Here is a 15,420-nt window from a genome sequence, read left to right as displayed (position 1 = left end):
GATGCAACTGCAGACCGAACAGGACGAGGAGCCGGAAATCAACCTGACGTCGTTGATCGACGTGGTCTTCCTGCTGCTGATCTTCTTCATGGTCTCGGCGACCTTCGAGCGCCAGGCGCTGCTGCGCGTCGTGTTGCCCGAGGCGTCGACTGCCCGCCAGGAAGCGGTGGCCGACCGGATCGACCTGGTGGTGACCGAAACCGGCGAATACTTCCTCGGTGAGTCGATGCTGGCCGATACCCGCAAGCCGACGCTGGAGCTGGCCCTGCGCCAGGCCTTCGACGAGGCGCCCGACGCGGCGCTGGTGATCCGCGCCGACGCCAATGCCCGCCATCAACTGGTCGTCCGTGCACTGGACGCCGCGGCCGCCCAGGGGATTTCGCGACTCAGTATCGCGACCGTCGAAGAGGACGGGTCGGAGCCGTGAGCGAGCAGCCGGCGGCGGCGACGATCTACCGTCGGCTGCTCGGTTTCCTGCGCGGCCATCCCTGGGTGGTGGCCGGATCGCTGCTGGCGGTTTCGCTGGACGCCGCCGGCCAGGCGATGTTCGTCTACCTGCTGCGCCCGTTGATCGACGACACGCTCGGGGCCAGCGGCCCGGCGTTCTCGCCGGTTCTGCCGGCGCTGGTGCTGGTGGCCGTGGTGATCCGTGTGTCGGGCAACTTCGGCGGCGTGTTCGGCATGGAATGGCTGGGCCGGCGACTGATCGCCGACCTGCGTCGCGATCTGTTCGGCCGCTACCTGGACCTGCCCATCCATGCCTTCGATCGCGAAGGCAGCGGCTCGATGATCTCGCGCCTGACCTACAACACCGAACAGGTCGCCCAGGCCGCGACCACCGCGCTGATCGGCACCGTCCGCGACCTGCTGACCGTGGTCGGCCTGTTGACCGTCATGCTGATCCAGTCGTGGCGGCTGACGCTGACCATGCTGCTGCTGGTGCCGGTGATCGCGTTCGTGGTGTTCGTCGTCAGCCGTCGGTTCCGGACCATCGCGCGGCGCATCCAGGATTCGATGGGGGCGGTCACCCACCGAACCGAGCAGGCCGTGCACGGCCAGGAGATCATCCGGGTGTTCGGCGGCCAGGGCCGAGAGGCCGGCGATTTCGAGCGGATCAACGAATCGAACCGGCGGCTGCATCTCAGGCTGCGCGCGACCCAGCTGGTTTCCTCGTCGATGATCCAGCTGGCCGCCGGGGTGTCGGTGGTCGTGCTGCTGCTCGTCGCCGGCAGCCCGTTCATGCGCGCCGATGTCTCGGCCGGCATCTTCATGTCGGTGCTGGCCGCGATGGTCGCGACCATCCCGCCGCTGAAGCGGTTGACCAACATGCACGTGCTGATCCAGAAGGGCATCGCTGCGGCCGATTCGATCTACGACGTGCTCGACCGGGAGCCCGAGCCTCGCGGCGGCAGCCATGCGCCGGAGCGGGTGCGCGGCGAGGTGGTGTTCGATCAGGTGACGTTCCGCTACCCGGACCACCGGCCGCGCGTGCTCGAGGACATCGATCTGGTCCTCGAACCCGGCACCGTCACCGCTCTGGTCGGCCGCTCGGGCTCGGGCAAGACCACCCTGGCGCGCCTGCTGCCGCGCTTCCATGCGCCGGTGGCCGGTCGAATCCTGATCGACGGCGTCGATCTGGTCGACTTCGATCTCGAGGCGCTTCGCCGCCAGATCGCACTGGTCGGCCAGCAGACGGTGCTGTTCGACGACACCGTCGCGGCCAACATCCGCTATGGCCAGCGCGACGATGTCGATCGAGCGGCGATCGAGCGGGCTGCCCGGCAGGCCCACGCGACCGAGTTCATCGACGCGCTGCCCGACGGTCTGGATACCCGGCTCGGCGCCGGCGGCGTGCAGTTGTCGGGCGGACAGAAGCAGCGCATCGCGATCGCCCGGGCCCTGCTGAAGAATGCGCCGATCCTGATCCTCGACGAGGCCACCTCGGCGCTGGATGCCGAATCCGAACAGGCAGTCCAGCGCGGCCTGGACCAGTTGATGGCCAATCGCACGACGCTGGTGATCGCGCACCGGCTGACTACCGTCGAACGGGCCGACCAGGTGGTGGTCATGGATCGCGGTCGGATCGTCGAACAGGGCCGGCACGCCGACCTGCTGGCGCGCGACGACGGCGTCTATCAGTCGCTGTATCACGCGCAGTTCCGCCACGCCGACCCCGTATGACGACTCCCCGGACGCTGCGCGCGCGCCTGGAACGGCGGGCCCACCGCTGGTGGTACGAACGAGCCCGACCGCCGTGGCCGCTGCGGCCGCTGGCCGCGGTCTACGGTCGGCTGTCGTCCGGCCGGCTCGGCCGTCCTTCCGGCCGTCCACCGGTGCCGGTGATCGTGATCGGCAACCTGACTGCCGGCGGCAGCGGCAAGACGCCCGTTGTCGAAGCGCTGGTCCGTGACCTGGCCGAGGCCGGCCATGCCGTGGCGGTGATTTCGCGCGGGTACGGTGGCCGGCCGCCGAAGCATCCCCACCGGGTCGAAACCGGCGACCGAGCGAGCGTGGCCGGCGATGAAGCGCTGGCCGTGCATCGGGCGACCGGCGTGCCGACCTGGATCGACCCCGACCGGCGCGCCGCGCTGGACGCTGCGGTGGCAGCGGGTGCGGAGGTCGTCGTCAGCGACGACGGGCTGCAGCACCGGGCACTGCCGCGCAGCTTCGAGATCTGCGTGATCGACGGCCGTCGCGGCTTCGGCAACGGCGCGCTGTTGCCGGCCGGGCCGCTGCGCGAACCGCTGAGCCGACTTGCCTCGGTCGATGCCATATTGGTCAAGGCACCGCAGCGTGCCGCGATTCCGGTCGACGGCGAGTCATTCACGCTGCGGCCGACCGGCATCCGATCGTGCGCCGATCGGTCCGAGCTGGGTTCGTTCGGGCAGACCATCGACGCCGTGGCCGGGATCGCCGATCCGGCCGGCTTCTTCGAGTCGCTGCGAACCGCCGGCTTCGAGCTGCGTCGCCATCGGCTGGCCGATCACGCGCCGATCGACCCGGACTGGCTGGCCGCGCTGCCCGGGCCGGTGGTCATGACGACCAAGGATGCCGCCCGGCTCGATCGGATGGTTCGCGATGACCTGTACGTTGCGACCGTTCGAGCCGAGCTGCCCGATGCGCTGCTCGGGCGGGTTCGGGCCCATGTGCGAGAATTCGGGGCATGAGCGAGTTGCAGCATTCCGATCGCGGCGTGTTCCACGTCATGATCCCGGCCCGGCTGGAATCCACGCGTCTGCCGCGCAAGGCGCTGGCCGACCTCGGCGGCCGGCCGCTGATCGTGCGTGTGGTCGAACGCGCCCTGACCGCCGGTGCAGCGTCGGTGCATGTCGCGACCGACAGCCAGGCCATCACCGAGGCGGTCGAAGCCGCCGGCGGCCGGGTCGTGCCGACCGCGACCGATCACGATTCAGGCACCTCGCGCCTGGCCGAGGCGGTCGAGCGCCTGGCCCTGGACGATGCCGCGGTGGTCGTCAACGTCCAGGGCGACGAGCCGGCGGTGCCGGTTGCCTGCATCCACCAGCTGGCGGCACTGCTGGAGTCGCGTCCCGATGCCGAAATGGCCACGCTGTGGACCCGCATCGAAGCGGTCGAGGAATGGCGCGATCCGAACGTGGTCAAGCTGATCGCCGATGCCTCGGGCAACGCCTTGTACTTCAGCCGGGCCCCGGTGCCGGCCGTCCGCGACGGCGACTGGCCGGCCGGCACGGCTCGTCGGCACGTCGGCCTGTACGCCTACCGCGTCGGCGCACTGCGACGCTGGAATCGCCTGCCGCGCAGCCGGCTGGCCGAGCTGGAGTCGCTCGAACAGCTCAGGGCGCTCGAAGCAGGCTGGCGGATCGTGGTCGCTGAGGGTGTCGAGCCGATGCCGCCCGGTGTGGACACGCCGGCCGACCTCGAAGCGATGCGCACGCGATTTGCGAGCCGAGGCGATCTCTGAGAACCCATGCAGGGTGCGAATCGATCGAGGCAACGATGAAGTCGACCTCGACCCGAGGTCACCGGGAGGTCGAAATCGCCACCGGCTTGCATTCACGAACGGCGGATTCCCCAGCGCTGGCCACCACGCGCCTTCGTTGCCGCTCCCGGGCCGGGGGCGGGGCATATTGCGCGGGGCGGTCGGGTCGGGTCGGGTCGATCGGAATGCCCGATCCGCACGGGCCGTGACCAGCGCTCCGGAGCGCCGCGTAGACTTGTCCAGCGTGTTCCCAGTACACGGAGATTGACGATGACCCGAATTCTCTACGTCTGCATGGGCAATATCTGCCGCAGTCCGACGGCAAAGGGCGTGTTCGACGCCACGTTGCGCGAGCGCGGGATCGCGTTCGAGAGTGCATCGGCCGGCACCCATGAGTACCACGTCGGCCGGCGGCCCGATGCCCGGGCGATTCGCGCCGCATCGGCGGTCGGCATCGACATCGCCGACGACATCGCCCGCCAGGTGGCGGAGAACGACTTTCACGCCTTCGACCGGATCTTCGTCATGGACCGGGCGAATTTCGAGGTGCTGGCCCGCATCCGTCCGGCCGATGCGCGCGCCGAGGTGCGCCTGATCATGGAACTGGTGCCGGAGTACGGGCTCGACGAAGTGCCCGACCCGTACTACGGCGGCGACGACGGGTTCGTGCGCGTCATCGACATGCTGCAGGCTGCCGCACTGGCGCTGGCCGAAGAGCTGGCCTCCGCCGCTGGTCGGGAGCGCGGCACGACGCCGGAATGAGCGGCTCGAAGACCGAATTCGACGGCCGCGCGTTCGCGCGCAACCTGGCCCAGGCGCCGGGCGTCTACCTGATGCGCGACGAGCAGGGCCGGCCGCTCTACGTCGGCAAGGCGCGCAACCTTCGCAAGCGCGTCTCCAGCTATTTCGACCGTCGCGACAAGGGCCCGCGGATCGGTCTGATGGTGTCGAAGATCCGGGCCATCGAAGTCAGCATCACCCGGACCGAGGCCGAGGCGCTGCTGCTGGAGAACGAATGGATCAAGGCGCTGCGGCCGCGCTACAACATCAACCTGCGCGACGACAAGAGCTATCCGTGGATCCGCCTGACCACGCAGCAGGAGTTTCCGCGGATCGGCTTCTATCGCGGTGGCCGCTCGCGGCCCGGCGAGTACTTCGGCCCGTATTCCAGCGCCGGGGCGGTGCGCGAGGCGCTGAACCAGGTCTACCGCCTGTTCGGCGTCCGCCAGTGCCGCGACAGCGTGTTCAAGAACCGCACCCGTCCGTGCCTGCAGTACCAGATCAAGCGCTGCACGGCGCCCTGCGTGGGGCTGATCTCCGAGCGTGACTACGCGGCCGACGTCGACGCGGCCCGGGCGTTCCTGAAGGGCGAGAACGAGACGGTCGTCGAGCACCTCGGCGAGCGCATGCAGACGGCCTCGAAGGCCCTGGACTTCGAAGCCGCGGCCCAGCTGCGCGACCGCATCCAGGCGATCCGGAAGATCCAGTCCAGCCAGTTCGTCACCGACGGCGCCGAGGAGCTCGATGTCATCGCTCTGGCCGCCGAGGGCGGAACGGTCGCGGTGCAGGTCGTGGAGTTCCGTGCCGGCCGTAACGTCGGCGGGCGCAGCTTCTTTCCGACCAATGTCGAGGCCGACGCCCACGAGCCCGACATCATGGCTGCATTCCTCGGCCAGTACTACGCCGAGCGGCTGCCGCCGGCCGAGATCCTGGTTTCGGTCCGGCCGGCCGATGACGAGCTCCTGACCGAGGCACTCAAGAGCCGGCGGCAGCGGCCGCTGAAGATCGCCAGCCGGGTCCGCGGTGACCGGCGGCAGTGGATCCAGATGGCCGAGTCCAACGCGCGCGATGCGCTGCGCCGCCGGCTGTCGGAGCGCGACCAGGTCGGACGCGAACTGGCCGCCCTGGCCGAGCTGCTGAAGCTCGATGCGCCGCCGGCCCGGATCGAGTGCTTCGATATCAGCCACATCTCCGGCACCGAGACGGTGGCCTCCTGCGTCGTCCACACCGATCGGGGCATGCAGAAGAAGTTCTACCGGACCTTCAACATCGAGGGCATCACGCCGGGCGACGACTATGCGGCCATGGAGCAGGCGCTGCGCCGGCGGTATCGGCGCGTGCTCGAGGAGGATCCCGCTCAGCTTCCCGACCTGGTGCTGATCGACGGGGGGCGCGGCCAGTCCGACCGGGCCCGTGCCGTGCTTGCCGAACTGGGGCTGGATGCGCTGCCGGTGGTCGGCATCGCCAAGGGGCCGGCCCGCCGGGCCGGCCACGAGACCTGGGTGATGGCCGGGCGCGAAGCCGTGCCCGGGCCGAACCATCCGGCGTCGCTGCTGGCCCAGCGCATTCGCGACGAGGCGCATCGCTTTGCCGTGCGCGGCCATCGGAAACGCCGCCAGAAGCGTGCCACCGCCTCGCCGCTGGAGGCCGTCCCCGGGGTAGGACCGAAGCGCCGACAGCAGTTGCTCAACCATTTCGGCGGCCTCAAGGGCGTGCGCGCCGCCGGGGTCGAGGAGCTGATGCGCGTCGACGGCATCAATGCGCAACTGGCCGAGGCGATCTATCGTCAGCTCCGGGACTGACGTACGTGGCCACGGCGCGACCGAACCGCGTACCATATCGGGACCGCTCCAACTCTCCACCGGCCTTGACCCTCAACCTTCCCACCGTCCTGACCCTGCTGCGCATCGTGATCATTCCGGTGCTCGTTGTCGTGTTCTACCTGCCGTACGGTTGGTCGAACGAAGTCGTCGTCGGCCTGTTCATCGCCGCGGGGATCACTGACTGGGCCGATGGCTGGATCGCGCGCCGCTACGAGATGATGAGCCCGTTCGGGGCCTTTCTCGACCCGGTCGCCGACAAGCTGCTGGTCGCCGTGGCGCTGGTTCTGATCGTGCAGAAGCACCCCGAGATCCTGCTGGCGCTGGCCGCGGCGATCATCCTCGGTCGCGAGATCACGATTTCCGCGCTGCGGGAATGGATGGCCGAGATCGGCCAGCGGGCCCGCGTCAGGGTCTCGGCGGTCGGCAAGTCCAAGACCGTCTTCCAGATGGTCGCGATCGGCTTCCTGCTGTATGGCGAGCCGTTGCTGGATCTTCCGGTCATGACGATCGGGCGCGTGCTGCTGGTGATTGCGGCGGGGTTGACGATCTGGTCGATGGTGATCTACCTGCGCTCCGCCTGGCCTGCAATCACGGCCGAGCGCTCGTGAGGTCCTCTGTGCGCGGGCTCGGCGGTGCTCGGGTTCCTCACGCACACGAAGTGCGCTCCGGACACCTGCGCGCCGGCGATCCCACGCACAGAGGACCTCACGAACGCTCGGCCCGGACCTGCTCTTCGAGCATGCCGGTCGGGCTCGGCGGTGCTCGGGTTCCTCACGCACACGAAGTGCGCTCCGGACACCTGCGCGCCGGCGATCCCGCGCACGAAGGGCCCGGGCTCCCCGGCCCGGAATCGCAGGCGTTCTCCACCTCATCGGAACCCTAGGGAACAACATGGCGAAAGCGAAGAAGAACAAGCAGACCACGATGGCCGAGCGGGCCGATCGGCATGTGCTGTACGAGGCCAGCGTGCAAGACCCGGAATCGGAAATGGAGTTCGTGTCCGAGACCTTCGAGGCCCTCGCCGGGCGACCGCTGGCGTCGATCCGCGAGGATTTCTGCGGCACCGCCCATACCTCGGCGTACTGGGTCGGGCAGGGCGAGGCGCACCGGGCGATCGGTGTCGATCTGGATCGGCCGACCCTGGACTGGGGGCGCGAACATCATCTTGCTCGCCTGTCCGCCGATGCGCGTGCGCGCATCGAATTGGTCGAAGGCGACGTGCTGGAGGTCGAAACACCGAAGGTCGACGCGGTGCTGGCGATGAACTTCAGTTATTACCTGTTCACCACTCGCGACAGGCTGCGCCGCTATTTCGAGCGGGCGCGCGCCGCACTGGTCGACGACGGCATCCTGTTCCTCGACGCCTTCGGCGGCTACGAGGCCCACCAGGAGCTGGAGGAACGCACCGAGCACGACGATTTCACCTACGTCTGGGATCAGGACGCGTTCAATCCGATCAACCAGCACATGACCTGCAGGATCCACTTCGAATTTCCGGACGGATCGGAACTGCACGACGCCTTCGTCTATCACTGGCGGCTGTGGACGCTGCCCGAGGTCCGCGAGCTGTTGCTCGAAGCCGGGTTCTCGTCGGCCGAAATCTACTGGGAAGGCACCGACGAAGAAACCGGCGAGGGCGACGGCATCTACACCGCAACCGAACAGGGCGACGCCGACGCGGGCTGGATCGCCTACCTGGTCGCTCGTCGCTGACCGTCGGATCGGGACGCTCGGGCGTCGCTAACGAAAACGGCAGCCGCCAGGGCTGCCGTTTCGATCGTTGAAGCCGGCGCGGGGTCGAAAAACCCCGGGGCGACGACTCGCCTCAGAGCGCGAAGATGTTGTTCAGCCAGCGATCGAGGTCGGTGTAGTCGGCCGGATCGGCCTGCACGAACCGGTCCACGTCCAGTTCGAACAGCGCCGCGTGGTGGTCGGGATTCTCGTGCAGCACGCTCATCGCCTCGACCAGCGCTTGCCGCACGCTTTCCGGTACGCCCGGGCCGGCCGACAGCGTCATGCCCGGCAGTTCTTCGGATGTCGCCACGGTCACCAGGTTGGGGTACTTCTCGGCGATGCCGCGCGGCACGATGGCCGCGTCGGCTTCCATCGAGAACACGATCTCCACGGCGTCCAGCCACGAGCTGGCATTGGACAGGATCACCGGTTGCTGCAGCGGATTGTCGTACCAGGAACTGAGGATGAGAAAACCGAGGCTTGGCGACGGCAGCGTGGAGACCCGCTTGCCGACGAATTCGTCGAGCGAGGGCTCCATGCTGGCATTGCTGGCCAGCAGCGAGAACGTGATCGGACGCTGCGTGGTCACCAGCGGCGTGTAGCCATGGTTGTTCATTCGCCAGGCGGCCATGTGCGAATCTTCGAGGATCAGCGGCGCGGCATCGTCCCGGCGGGCTTCCAGCCAGTATCGATGGAAGTTCCGGACCGTGGCCAGGCGAAGATCCAGCCCGGTGACTTCCCGCAGGTAGTCGATCAACGGCTGGTAGACCAGTTCGGCCTGGTCGGGCAGGTAGATCGGGTTGACCAGCAGTTCGATCGGGCCGGTCACGTCCTGGATCGGTACCTCGACGCGTTCGGCGCCCGCTTCGGCAGCCGCAGCCTGCGGTTCTGTCGGCTCGTCCTGCGCAGCTGTCGTGTTCGAGACCAGCACGAACAGGACAAGAAGCGGAGGGAGCAGGAATCGGAGGACGGATTCGGTCGATCGCGACGACCTGTTCGAGCGGATGTTCATCGTTGTCTGACCCCGTTGCAGATTTTCATCGAGCAGTTGTTGTTCGCTTCTTGAATGAAAATGCAATTTACGGGCCGGATGGTAGCACAGCGTGATTCGGCTCAACCAACGCCCATCGAAGCGTCCGGGAATGCGAGTCGCCGCTGCCGCCGGGTTCCGGCCGAGCGTTGGCGGGAACGACCATCAACCCCCGGCTGGTCGGAACCGCCGCCCGGATGTCGACCGCGTAGAGAACCGTTCCGGCACAGTCACCGAGATCGAGGGCCTGGCCGGCGCCGGGTGCCGGGCCGAGGAGTTCGAACCGCGCCAGGCGCTGGGTGACCCGGCCCCGATAATGGACGCGGGCGACGACTTCCTGGCCGGGATAGCAGCCCTTGCGGTAACTCAGGCCGCCGAGCCGTTCGAGACCCAGCATCTGCGGCAGGAACCGGCCTGCGGTGTCGGGCAGGATCCACGGCATGCCGGCATCGACCTCGGCCGCCCACCAGGCGGCCCGGTCGGCCTCGCTCGGCGGCGAGTCCGGAATGCCGAGACGGCGGTCCGGATCGTGGGCGAGCGGGGCACCATTGCCGCCGGGGCCGGCCTCCTTGCCGACGGAAATCGTCACTTTCCGACCGATCCTGAACATGTCCATGCGGGTGCGCACCTGTTCGGCAACAGGGCCGGGCAGCGCAACAAGGAACGTCGGTGGACCCGGCAGGACCAGCATCACGGCGAGCACGCGACCCCTGGGGTCGCACCAGGCGGCGGGTGACCAGCGATCCGGTGGCATGGCCGCGACGTCGGCGGTCAACTGGGCCTGGAGAAACGCAGCGGCATCGGGGCCTTCGATCGACAGCGATGCCAGCTCCGGCAAGGGCGGGCAGTCGGATTTCGGGTGCATCGTCATGACATCCACTCACGGCATGGCGGTAGAATGCAGACATGGTAGAGAACAGCGAAGTTCCTCGCGCGCCCGACGCGAGTCGGAGCGATCGCCGCGGCCGCAGTGTGCCGAACGACCCGTCCGACCGCGTGGCGCGGGAGAGGGCACCCGAGCGCAGCGTCGATGGCGACGAGCGGCCCCGCGAATACGGCGGTCGGAAGGGCCCCGAGCCCACCCGGTACGGCGATTGGGAAAAGAACGGGCGCTGTATCGATTTCTGACCTTGCGCACGCCGGGGCCGGTCTCGCGTTCGCGTCGTCGAGCCGATCCTCAGGTCCCGGACTGCATCAGACCCTGGAATCCACCGAAACCCGGCAGGCAAGAATGACCACGCGTACCACCGAAGACCAACGACCTCTTTCCCCGCATCTGCAGATCTATCGTCCGCAATGGACGTCGGTACTGTCCATCCTGCATCGGATCACCGGGCTGCTGCTGTCGGCAGGAACCCTGCTCGTGGTGGCCTGGCTGGTTGCGCTGGCGTCCGGCCCGGATGCCTTCGCGACCGTGACCGGGTGGCTGTCGGCGCCGCTGGTCGTCGCCGTGCTGGTGGGGTGGACGCTGGCGCTGTTCTATCACCTGCTCAACGGCATCCGTCACCTGTTCTGGGACGCCGGGATGATGCTCGAACTCGGCCCGGCCAAGGCGTCGGGAGTCGCAGTGGTCATCGGCGCGTTCGTGCTCACCGCCATCGTCTGGCTGGTTCCGATGCTGGGAGGTGCTGCATGAAGCCGCTGAGAAATCCGCTTGCCAACGCACACAACCACGGCGCGGCCGGAGACGGTGTCGATCACTGGTGGTCGCAGCGGTTCAGTGCGATTCTGCTGGTCCCGCTGGTGCTGTGGCTGGTGTGGGCGCTTTCGGTCCTGGCGGGGGCCGATTTCGAGACCGCCTCGGCCTGGCTGGCGTCGCCGTGGAATGCTGCGATGGCCATCCTGTTCGTGCTGGCCTCGTTCTACCACGGTCGACTCGGGCTGCAGGTCGTGATCGGCGACTACATCCACCATCGCCCGACGGAGCTTGCACTGCAGGTTCTCGTGGCCGCCGGCGCGATTTTCGGTGCACTGATCGCGGTGGTGTCCATTCTCGACGTCGCGTTCGCCAACTGACGCGCCGCTGCGCTGCATCCTCCCCGCGCCGGAAGCGCTGCTCGACAAGAAACGCTGCAAGGATTCGAATTCCCCGATGTCCAAGAACTACGAGATCGAAACGCATGAATACGACGTGGTCGTCGTCGGCGCCGGTGGTGCCGGTCTGCGCGCCACCATGGGCCTGGCTGCGACCGGCCTGAATACTGCCTGCGTCACCAAGGTGTTCCCGACCCGCTCGCACACCGTCGCCGCGCAGGGCGGGATGAGCGCAGCCCTCGGCAACATGGGCGAGGACGACTGGCGCTGGCACATGTACGACACCATCAAGGGGTCGGACTGGCTGGGTGACCAGGACGCGATCGAATACATGTGCCGCGAGGCCATCCCGTCGGTGATCGAGCTCGAGCATTTCGGTGTGCCGTTCTCGCGCACCGAAGAAGGCAAGATCTATCAGCGTCCGTTCGGCGGCATGACCACGCATTTCGGTGAGGGCACCGCACAGCGCACCTGCGCGGCGGCCGACCGCACCGGTCACGCCATCCTGCATACGCTCTACCAGCAGTCGCTGAAGCACGACGCGCAATTCTTCATCGAGTTCTTCGCCATCGACCTGATCATGGACGAGGAAGGGGCCTGTCGCGGCGTACTGGCCTGGGACCTGTCCACCGGCAAGCTGCATGTGTTCCGCGCCCATGCCGTGATCCTGGCCACCGGCGGCTACGGTCGTGCCTGGCTGTCGGCGACCTCGGCCCATACCTGCACCGGCGACGGCAACGGCATGGTGCTGCGCGCAGGCCTGCCGCTGCAGGACATGGAGTTCGTCCAGTTCCATCCGACCGGGGTCTACGGCGCCGGTTGCCTGATTACCGAGGGCGTTCGGGGCGAGGGCGGCTACCTGACCAACGCCGAGGGCGAACGCTTCATGGAACGCTACGCGCCGAACGCCAAGGACCTGGCCTCGCGCGACGTGGTGTCCCGCTCGATGACGATCGAAATCCGCGAGGGACGCGGCGTCGGTGCCGACGGCGACCACATCCACCTGAACCTGCAGCACCTCGGACCCGAGGTCATCAACGAACGGCTGCCCGGCATCGCCGAGACCGCGAAGATCTTCGCAGGCGTCGATGTGACCCGGGAACCGATCCCGGTACTCCCGACCGTGCATTACAACATGGGCGGCATTCCGACCAACTACCACGGCGAAGTGGTCACGCTCAAGGACGGCGATCCGGATGCCGTGGTCCAGGGGCTCTACGCGATCGGCGAGGCCGGCTGCGTGTCCGTCCACGGCGCGAACCGGCTGGGCTCGAACTCGCTGCTCGACCTGATCGTGTTCGGCCGTGCCGTCGCGAAGCGATGTGCCGCGACCATGAAGCCGAACCAGTCGCACAAGACCCTGTCGGCCGACATCGTCGATGGCCTGATCGGTGAATTCGACCGGATCCGTCACGCCGACGGCAGCAGCGCAACGGCCGAGATCCGCAATCGCATGCAGCGTACGATGCAGGAAGACGCGGCGGTGTTTCGCACCGACGAAACGCTGGCCCAGGGGCTGGAGAGGATCCGCGAGATCAACGCGGCCTTCGATGACGTCAAGGTTTCCGACCGCGGCATGATCTGGAACTCCGACCTGGTCGAGACCCTGGAGCTGCGCAACCTGCTCGGCAACGCGGTCACGACCATGGCCTCGGCCGAGAACCGCAAGGAATCGCGCGGCGCGCATGCCCACGAGGACCATCCGGATCGCGACGACGAGAACTGGATGAAGCACAGCCTGATCTGGATGGACGACAAGGGCGGCACCACGATCGATTACCGGCCGGTGCACATGTACACGCTGTCCGACGACGTCGACGTGATCCCGCCGAAGAAGCGGACCTACTGATCCTCGCCACCCGCCCACGAACGAGACGGAACCGTATCCATGGCTGAATTCCGACTTCCGAAGAACTCCCGGATCCGCGAAGGCAAGCAGTTCCCGGCCCCGGACGGGGCGTCGCGGACCAAGACCTTCCGCATCTACCGCTGGGATCCCGATTCCGGCGAGAACCCGCGCATCGACCGGTTCGACGTGGACCTGGACAAGTGCGGGCCGATGGTGCTCGACGCGCTGATCAAGATCAAGAACGAATACGACCCGACGCTGACCTTCCGACGCTCCTGTCGCGAAGGAATCTGCGGCTCCTGCGCGTTCAACATCGACGGCACCAATACGCTGGCCTGCACCAAGGGCATCGACGAGATCAAGGGCGATGTGAAGATCTACCCGCTGCCGCACATGCCGGTGGTCAAGGACCTGGTGCCGGACCTGACCCACTTCTATGCGCAGTACGCCTCGATCCGCCCGTGGATCCGCACCCAGAGCCCGGCGCCGCCCGACAAGGAGCGCCTGCAGTCCCGCGAGGACCGCGCGCAGCTGGACGGACTCTACGAGTGCATCCTGTGCGCCTGCTGCACGACGTCCTGCCCCAGCTACTGGTGGAACGGCGACCGCTATCTCGGCCCGGCGATCCTGCTGCAGGCCTATCGATGGCTGGCCGACTCGCGCGACGAAGCCACCGGTGAGCGCCTGGATGCACTGGAAGACCCGTTCAAGCTCTATCGCTGTCACACCATCATGAACTGCGCGAAGACCTGCCCGAAGGGCCTCAACCCGGCCAAGGCCATCGCGGAGATCAAGAAGATGATGCTCCAGCGTCGTGGCGTCTGAACCGCTCGGCACGGCTGCGCCGGACCTCCCGGTGGTGCCCGCGCCCCGATCGGCAGTGCAATCGACTCGACCCGGCGATGGCTGACCCGGCCTCCGTAACGATCTCCCAGCTGCGCTGGCGCTGCCGCCGTGGCATGAGAGAACTCGATACGTTGCTGACCGGCTGGGTCGAGCGGCACTGGGATTCAGCCGATGCCGGGACCCGCGCAACCTTTCTCCAGCTGCTCGATGCCGAGGACGATGCCTTGTGGGACTGGGTGACGGGTCGCGCGACGCCGGCCGATCCGGCACTCGTCGACCTGGTCGGCCGAATCGTCGCGCGCAGGGCCTGAAACGTGGCGGGACCCTCGGCCCGCGCCTGGCTGGTCACCCTGGTCGGCGCGCTGGCCGTGCTCGCCGCCGTTACCGCACCGATTTCACCCTGGGCCGCACTGCCGGCGACGCTGTTCGTTGTTGCCGTTGTCGTTCACGCGCTCCTCGGCTCGCCCGGACGCCACCACGTCGAGCGAATCGAGGGCGGCCGGATCCGGCTCCGGACACCGTCCGGCCAGTGTCTGCAGGGTGCCTTGCAGCCGGCCTACTGCAGCGGCTTCTACTGCGCCTTCACCGTGCATGACCCTGTCGCCGGTTCGAGCCGATTCGGCCTGTTCCGCGACGAACTCGATCCCGACGGCTGGCGCCGCCTGCGGGTGGCATTGCGGTCCGGGGGAGGAGGGTGACTGTGCTGTCGCGTGGTCGTTGTTTTCTGCAGGGCTCGTTGGAGCCGGGTCCGGCTGTTCATGCCGGGGTTCGGACTACAAGCGTTTCGCCACGCGCTTCGCGCGTTCCGGCGACCTGCTTTTGTCAATCGCGACAGAAGTAGGCAAAAGCGCTCTTCGAAGGCGGCGGAACGCGATGGGGCTTCCGGACTGTGTCGGTGGGCCGGTGTCTGCGAAGCGCCCTGGCTCACTCCGGCTGCGGTTTACAGTGGCCCCGGATGCATCCTCGAAGCCAGGGCCAGGCCGGTGTGTCGCTGGTCGGCCACAAGCGGCTGAGAGGTGGTTTGCTTTCTTCGCGTCTTGCCGGAGCCGTGTCCGGCGGCTGTGCCGGGGTTCTGGCTACAAGCGTTTCGCCACGCGGACTTCGTCCGCTTTCTGGCGACCTACTTTTGTCAGTCGCGACAAAAGTAGGCAAAAGCGCTCTTACAGGCGGCGGAACGCGAAGGGGCTTCCGGATTGCGTCGGTGGGCCGGTGTTCGGCCCGCGCCCTGGCTCGCTCCGGCTGCGGTTTACAGTGGCCCCGGATGCATCCGAGAAGCCAGGGCCAGGCCGGTGTGTCGCTGGTCGGCCACAAGCGGCTGAGAGGTGGTTTGCTTTCTTCGCGTCTTGCCGGAGCCGTGTCCGGCGGC

Annotated in this window: 17 protein-coding genes; 15 read left to right on the top strand and 2 right to left on the bottom strand. The window is 67.7% G+C overall.

Annotation, left to right across the window (positions count from 1 at the left end):
* The first annotated feature begins 1 nt into the window (after window position 1).
* The 8 genes from HFP89_RS09925 to HFP89_RS09890 all read left to right on the top strand — a co-directional run bounded on the left by HFP89_RS09925 (window position 2) and on the right by HFP89_RS09890 (window position 8,274).
* Window positions 2-427, top strand: a complete 426-nt coding sequence (locus HFP89_RS09925) for a biopolymer transporter ExbD (protein WP_168717506.1) — start codon at window positions 2-4, stop codon at window positions 425-427.
* Window positions 424-2,181 carry a lipid A export permease/ATP-binding protein MsbA gene (gene msbA, locus HFP89_RS09920; RefSeq protein ID WP_168717505.1) on the top strand — a complete coding sequence of 586 codons (1,758 nt, stop codon included), beginning with the start codon at window positions 424-426 and terminating at the stop codon, window positions 2,179-2,181. The genes HFP89_RS09925 and msbA overlap by 4 nt, the downstream gene beginning before the upstream one ends.
* Window positions 2,178-3,167: a tetraacyldisaccharide 4'-kinase gene (lpxK, locus tag HFP89_RS09915; protein WP_206212312.1), complete on the top strand. Its 990-nt coding sequence runs from the start codon at window positions 2,178-2,180 to the stop codon at window positions 3,165-3,167. The genes msbA and lpxK overlap by 4 nt, the downstream gene beginning before the upstream one ends.
* Complete coding sequence (gene kdsB / locus HFP89_RS09910; RefSeq protein ID WP_168717504.1) at window positions 3,164-3,940, top strand: 3-deoxy-manno-octulosonate cytidylyltransferase; 777 nt, start codon at window positions 3,164-3,166, stop codon at window positions 3,938-3,940. Before lpxK ends, kdsB begins: the two co-directional genes overlap by 4 nt.
* Before the next feature lie 288 nt (window positions 3,941-4,228).
* On the top strand, window positions 4,229-4,720 hold the full coding sequence (locus HFP89_RS09905; protein ID WP_168717503.1) for a low molecular weight protein-tyrosine-phosphatase: 492 nt from the start codon (window positions 4,229-4,231) through the stop codon (window positions 4,718-4,720).
* Window positions 4,717-6,540 (top strand): excinuclease ABC subunit UvrC, encoded by a 1,824-nt coding sequence (gene uvrC / locus HFP89_RS09900; protein ID WP_168717502.1) that lies wholly within the window; start codon window positions 4,717-4,719, stop codon window positions 6,538-6,540. The genes HFP89_RS09905 and uvrC overlap by 4 nt, the downstream gene beginning before the upstream one ends.
* Before the next feature lie 65 nt (window positions 6,541-6,605).
* Window positions 6,606-7,169: a CDP-diacylglycerol--glycerol-3-phosphate 3-phosphatidyltransferase gene (gene pgsA, locus HFP89_RS09895; RefSeq protein WP_168717501.1), complete on the top strand. Its 564-nt coding sequence runs from the start codon at window positions 6,606-6,608 to the stop codon at window positions 7,167-7,169.
* A gap of 283 nt (window positions 7,170-7,452) precedes the next feature.
* A complete protein-coding gene (locus HFP89_RS09890) occupies window positions 7,453-8,274 on the top strand; it encodes a class I SAM-dependent methyltransferase (RefSeq protein ID WP_168717500.1) in 822 nt (273 codons plus the stop codon).
* 112 nt (window positions 8,275-8,386) lie between these two features.
* On the opposite strand, the gene HFP89_RS09885 is transcribed toward HFP89_RS09890, so the two are convergent.
* On the bottom strand, window positions 8,387-9,124 hold the full coding sequence (locus HFP89_RS09885) for a PhnD/SsuA/transferrin family substrate-binding protein (RefSeq protein ID WP_168717499.1): 738 nt from the start codon (window positions 9,122-9,124) through the stop codon (window positions 8,387-8,389).
* Window positions 9,125-9,374: 250 nt separating this feature from the next.
* On the bottom strand, window positions 9,375-10,190 hold the full coding sequence (locus HFP89_RS09880) for a folate-binding protein YgfZ (protein ID WP_168717498.1): 816 nt from the start codon (window positions 10,188-10,190) through the stop codon (window positions 9,375-9,377).
* A gap of 41 nt (window positions 10,191-10,231) precedes the next feature.
* On the opposite strand from HFP89_RS09880, the gene HFP89_RS09875 reads away from it, so the two are divergent.
* From HFP89_RS09875 to HFP89_RS09845, 7 genes are all read left to right on the top strand, one after another.
* On the top strand, window positions 10,232-10,453 hold the full coding sequence (locus HFP89_RS09875) for a succinate dehydrogenase assembly factor 4 (RefSeq protein ID WP_168717497.1): 222 nt from the start codon (window positions 10,232-10,234) through the stop codon (window positions 10,451-10,453).
* A 103-nt stretch (window positions 10,454-10,556) separates the two neighbouring features.
* Window positions 10,557-10,961, top strand: coding sequence for a succinate dehydrogenase, cytochrome b556 subunit (sdhC, locus tag HFP89_RS09870; protein WP_168717496.1), 405 nt, complete (start codon window positions 10,557-10,559; stop codon window positions 10,959-10,961).
* Window positions 10,958-11,341: a succinate dehydrogenase, hydrophobic membrane anchor protein gene (gene sdhD / locus HFP89_RS09865; RefSeq protein WP_168717495.1), complete on the top strand. Its 384-nt coding sequence runs from the start codon at window positions 10,958-10,960 to the stop codon at window positions 11,339-11,341. The genes sdhC and sdhD overlap by 4 nt, the downstream gene beginning before the upstream one ends.
* A 76-nt stretch (window positions 11,342-11,417) precedes the next feature.
* Window positions 11,418-13,208, top strand: a complete 1,791-nt coding sequence (gene sdhA / locus HFP89_RS09860; RefSeq protein ID WP_168717494.1) for a succinate dehydrogenase flavoprotein subunit — start codon at window positions 11,418-11,420, stop codon at window positions 13,206-13,208.
* 39 nt (window positions 13,209-13,247) lie between these two features.
* Window positions 13,248-14,033, top strand: a complete 786-nt coding sequence (locus HFP89_RS09855) for a succinate dehydrogenase iron-sulfur subunit (RefSeq protein ID WP_168717493.1) — start codon at window positions 13,248-13,250, stop codon at window positions 14,031-14,033.
* Between the two features lie 77 nt (window positions 14,034-14,110).
* Entirely contained in the window at window positions 14,111-14,365 is a 255-nt protein-coding gene (locus HFP89_RS09850) for a succinate dehydrogenase assembly factor 2 (RefSeq protein ID WP_168717492.1), read from the top strand.
* Between the two features lie 3 nt (window positions 14,366-14,368).
* A complete protein-coding gene (locus HFP89_RS09845; RefSeq protein ID WP_168717491.1) occupies window positions 14,369-14,752 on the top strand; it encodes a protein YgfX in 384 nt (127 codons plus the stop codon).
* Window positions 14,753-15,420: the final 668 nt, after the last annotated feature.

This window comes from Wenzhouxiangella sp. XN79A (assembly GCF_012272825.1).
Classification (GTDB): Bacteria; Pseudomonadota; Gammaproteobacteria; order Xanthomonadales; family Wenzhouxiangellaceae.
The sequence above is the reverse complement of the archived record's forward strand: the minus strand, read 5'-3'. Positions and strand labels throughout refer to the sequence as shown.